This is a genomic window from Collinsella sp. TF08-11AT (assembly GCF_003437035.1).
Taxonomy (GTDB): Bacteria; Actinomycetota; Coriobacteriia; order Coriobacteriales; family Coriobacteriaceae; genus Collinsella.
Map to the genome: position 1 here is coordinate 1 of NZ_QSRL01000026.1, position 4814 is coordinate 4814.

Annotated in this window: 2 protein-coding genes; both read right to left on the reverse strand. The window is 60.1% G+C overall.

Translation table 11 applies throughout. The features are described from left to right. Positions 1-91 precede the first annotated feature (91 nt). Complete coding sequence (locus DXC79_RS09880) at positions 92-2266, reverse strand: hypothetical protein (RefSeq protein ID WP_158551014.1); 2175 nt, start codon at positions 2264-2266, stop codon at positions 92-94. A 183-nt stretch (positions 2267-2449) separates the two neighbouring features. After that, a complete protein-coding gene (locus DXC79_RS09885) occupies positions 2450-4339 on the reverse strand; it encodes a carbon starvation protein A (RefSeq protein WP_117636065.1) in 1890 nt (629 codons plus the stop codon). Positions 4340-4814 lie beyond the last annotated feature (475 nt).

Below are 4814 nucleotides of genomic sequence, written 5' to 3' on the forward strand. Positions count from 1 at the left end.
AGGAGGCCACTTAATGTGGCCTCCGTCGTGAGCAGGACTGTAGAGCAGGAAACCTAAGCCGGTGTCCCCGCTCTCCCGGGGCCGGCGGAATTTAGTTGTTCAGCATGCGGTCGAAGCTTCCCGAGTCGCCATCCCGATAGTCGGCGGTCATCAGAATCTCCTGCGGAATGCGCGCGCCCTCGCGCAGCACATTGCGGAACTGCACGCGCGTGACCATGGGCAGATCCTTGATCGTCGCCGCCAAGTTCTGCGGCACGCCCTGGTTGGCAGCCGCGGGCTCGCACTCTCCGCCGGCCTTCACGCGACGCTTGTGCTCGGCGAGCATGGCGCGGTACATGCCAGCATGCAGGCGAATCTCAACCACATTGGCATTGCGAGCCTGCTCGACGATGCGCGCGCCCTCGCGGTCGATATCGCCCACGTAGTAGACGTAGTTAAAGCGATAGCCAATCTCGGCCAGATAATCGTCCAGGGCATGCGAGACGCTCGCCTTGCATCCGCCGCCAAAAATCACGCCGCCCACCTTGATGCCAAAGAGCTTGGCGTGCTTGCGGCCACGCAGCAGCTTGACGATCTCGTCGTAGGTGTCCAGGTTTTCGACCATAATGAACGGCTTGTCGGCGCCCAGCGTAAAGAAGCCCGTAAAGTGCACGGGGCGATTGGGGGCGACCTTGATCGCCTGCATGCTGATGCCCTTTTCGGTCATGCGCCTTATCAGGCGCTCACCGTGCTTGCCGTCAAAAGCCTTCTCGTCGTTAAAGATCTGGTAGGCACGCTGGCGGCGCGAGGCAACCGGCGTATCGGCACCTCGGTTCTGCTCGATCCAAGCCTGGATGATTGCGATTTCCTCGGCAATCTTGCGGTTGGACATCTCGTTGTGCTGAGTGCGCTGCGGAGCCTTTTTGCCGTCCTTGCCCTCGACCTTTACGATCTGTGTCTGCTGCTCCTTGATCTTAGAGAGCGCCGTAGGCGTAGGGACAACCTTGAGCAGCTGCCTGCCTAAAACGCGGGCAAGGGCGAACGCCGATACCTCACCGCGAACGGCCGACTTGGGCTGCTGGGCAGCAGTACCTGCTGCGGAAGACTCCGGCTTCTTCTGAGACTTGCGTTTAGAATCGCCTTGGGAATTGCGCTCGCGCTTCGGCATAGACGCCTGCTTCTGCGGACGATCGGACTTGCTCTCCTTCGCCGGCTGGCGCTTAGGCTGCCCCGAAGAAACCTCGGCCTTCGCATCCTCGTCCTGCGGCGTGGTCCTCTCGGCTGCAGTCTCGGCATGGGAACTGCGGCCCCCACGATGGCGACGGCGGCGAGGCTTGCTCGACGCGCCCCGCTCCGTCTGCTCATCAGTAGGCTGCTGGCCCTTGGCCTCGGCATCAGCCTCAAGCTGCGGCTCAACAGGCTTTTGCTCGCGAGCCGCCGGCTCAACGGCCTTCTCGTCCTGGGTGGTCGAAACCGACTCGCCCTTCTCCTGACGCTTTACGGGATACGCGCGTCCCTCAAAACCGCGGCCGGGACGACACGAACCCGGAGCCTTCTTGGCAGACTCCTCAACATCGTCTGCAACCTCAGAAGACTCTTCGACCTCACGCGCGGCACCCTGCTGTGCAGCCTTAAAGTGAGCACCGCGGCGGCGCTTGGGCTCTTGGGCCTCCACGGGCTTTTGCTCCTTCGTGGGCTTCTGCGACTCGGCAGCAACCTCGGTCTCAACAGCCTCGGCATCCGTCTCGCCCTTTCGAGCAACGGCGCGACGGAAGCGCTCCTGCTGGGCGCGGCGCTGTGCATCGCGCTTGCCGCCCCCGCCAAAACCGCCGCGTCCTGCCTTGGCCGTAAAGGCACGCACAACGTTCTCATCGAGCAACTCATCGGTATCGACATGCTCACGCGGAGCAACTTCTTCCACAGCAGGCACGTCAGCGGAATCCTCGACGATAAAATCTTCGACGGACTCGGCAGGTTGCTCCTGGGCATCGCGGATCTCGGCATTGATGGTATAGAACGCCGGGCGCCCGTTAATGCCACTACCCTCGATCTTGGTCACGATATTTGCCGCGATAAGCTCATCGCGCATCGCCTTGGTGTCGCACTCCTTATCGACGGAGCGGAAAATCTGCGCCAGCGCACTCGACTTAATCTTGAGCGCCTTGCGGCAAAGCAGGTCGTAGGCAACCAGCTTGGCACGCTCGGCAGAAAGCGATGTCTGGCTGCTCAGACGCTCAGCCAGGGCATCGACATTGTTTTGATTATCGGAATATACCGTCTTGGCCACGGGGCCCCTTTCATATGCACACATATACGTCCATATGGTACAACGCACGAGCCTATCCACGCAAAACATCTGCGAGAACGCCCTTGCACCACCTGTTCTCACAAGATAAAAGACCGGGTCCGCTTGATTGCGGACCCGGTCTTTCCGAGTCAAATAGATGGGAGATTCAACCCGTCCGACCGACTAGGCCTTGGCGGCCTCGGCGTCGGCAGGAGCTTCAGCGGCAGCGGCGCGACCGTACTCGGCCTTGCCCATCTCGGACCACTCGGGCTCCTCATCAGGCATGGAGCCAGCCTCCTTGCCGAAGAACTCCTTGAGGCAGTTGACGGCGACGATGAGGCCCAGGACCATCAGCAGAACGGCAAAGACGAGCTGCAGGCCCTTGGTGGCGGCGACGGAGACGGCGGCCGTGGTGGCGGTAGCCGGGATGGTACCGAAGAAACCGTAGGCCTGGACGGCGGTCATGCAGCCCATGGCGCTCTGGACCAGCGAGGTGAAGGTGCAGCAGAGCAGGAAGGCGACGGGCACGTAGAGCATCCAGCCCTTGCGACCGGTGCACTTGCAGAACACGGCGAGGGTGATCATGGTCATACCGCCGAGCAGCTGGTTGGAAGCACCAAAGAGCGGCCAGATGTTGGCATAGCCACCAAAAGCGAGGGCGAGACCGGGAAGCAGGGTAACGACCGTGGCGAACCAGGGGTTGCCGAGGACCTTCATATAGCCGGCCTTGGACTCGATGGCCAGGGCGTCGTTGGTCTGGGCAAAGAACTCGGAGAACGAGGTGCGGGCGATGCGGGCGACGGCGTCGAGCGAGGTCAGGGCCAGAGCGGAAACGTTCATGGTCATGAAGACGGTAGCGAGCGTACCGTCAACACCGAAGGCCTGCATACCGCGGGAGATGCCAGCGGCGAAGATCTGGAACGGGGTGGAAGCGACACCGGCGTTGAGGGCGCCAGTACCGGCGGTGTTCATATCGGAGAACATGATGCCGGCGACGATGATGGCAAGGATGCCGACGAAGGACTCGACGATCATGGCGCCATAACCGACCTTGACGGCGTCCTGCTCCTTCTCGACCTGCTTAGAAGAGGTGCCGGAAGAAACGAGGCTGTGGAAACCGGAGAGAGCACCACAAGCGACGGAGACAAACAGGACCGGGAACATCATGCCGGAGGCAGTGGAGAAGCCGGTGAAGACCGGAGCGGTGATAGTGGCCTGGCCGTTAACGCCCAGGACGACGATGCCGAGGACAGCGCAGGCGATCATGACGATCATCATGATGGAAGTGAGGTAGTCACGCGGGGTCTTGAGCATCTGGATGGGCATAGCGCCAGCGAAGACCAGGTAGACCATGACGACGGCGAACCACTGGAACTTATCCAGGTAGACCGGGAACTGCATACCGACGGCGAACATGAGAACCATGAGGACCACGCCGGTGACGAACTCGGCGGCACCGGTGAGGTTGAACTTCTTCTGGGCCCAACCAAAGGCGATAGCGACGAAGGTGAACAGGATGGAGATGGTGCCAGCGCAGCCAGCGGCATAGGACTTGGTGAAGTCGATGGCACCGGTAGCGGCGCCAGAAGCGTCAACGGCCGGGGTGAACATGAACGTCTTGCAGACCATGTCGGTGAAGGCGGCGATGACGATGATGCAGAACAGCCAGCAGAACAGCAGGAACAGGCGACGGCCGGTCTTGCCGATGTACTTCTCGATGAGCTGAGCGAGCGACTTGCCGTTGTTCTTCATCGAAGCGTACAGAGCACCAAAGTCGTGGACGGCGCCAAAGAAGATGCCGCCGACGAGGACCCAGAGCACGACGGGCAGCCAGCCAAAGGCCATGGCGACGATCGTACCCGTGACAGGGCCAGCACCGCAGATCGAGCTGAACTGATGCGAGAACGCGGTAAAGGCGGAGACGGGCGAGAAGCTCTTGCCGTCCTTCATGCGCTTGGCCGGCGTGAGGGCCTCTTTGTCAACGCCCCACTTGTTGGCCAGCCAGCGGCCGTAGCCCAGATAGCCGCAGGCGAGCACCGCCGCGGCCACAACCATGAGCAAAACTCCGTTCATTACATTTCCTCCTCTAAAAAGAACTTCCTAGACATAAAAAATGAGGGCCGTCGGTTGCGCTCGACGGCCCTCATCTTCATCAGCCGCCCGTTATCGTACGGGCTAGCTGTATGTGCTAACCCGCATCAGATAATTACTACGCTGATAATGTTTAGCTGATGCGTGAACATGTCTAAGAAATCCTCTTCAATCATGATGTGAACGATCCGTGCGTGTTCACATCCCCCAGTGGTTGAAAAGGAGTATGAAACTTTAGTTACCTAAAGTCAACGCAAATTTGTAATGAATTTTCAACTATTTTTGAATTTCTCGGTATAAAACGCCATTGACCTCGGACTTTACCCAACAAAAGTTTTTGCATGAGAGATGCCCCTCGGGAGCGGGGCGGGCGCCTGCCGCCATATATGAACTTTCCTGCTCGGACAGTCCTGCTCACGACGGAGGCCACATTAAGTGGCCTCCTGTTCGTGCGGAA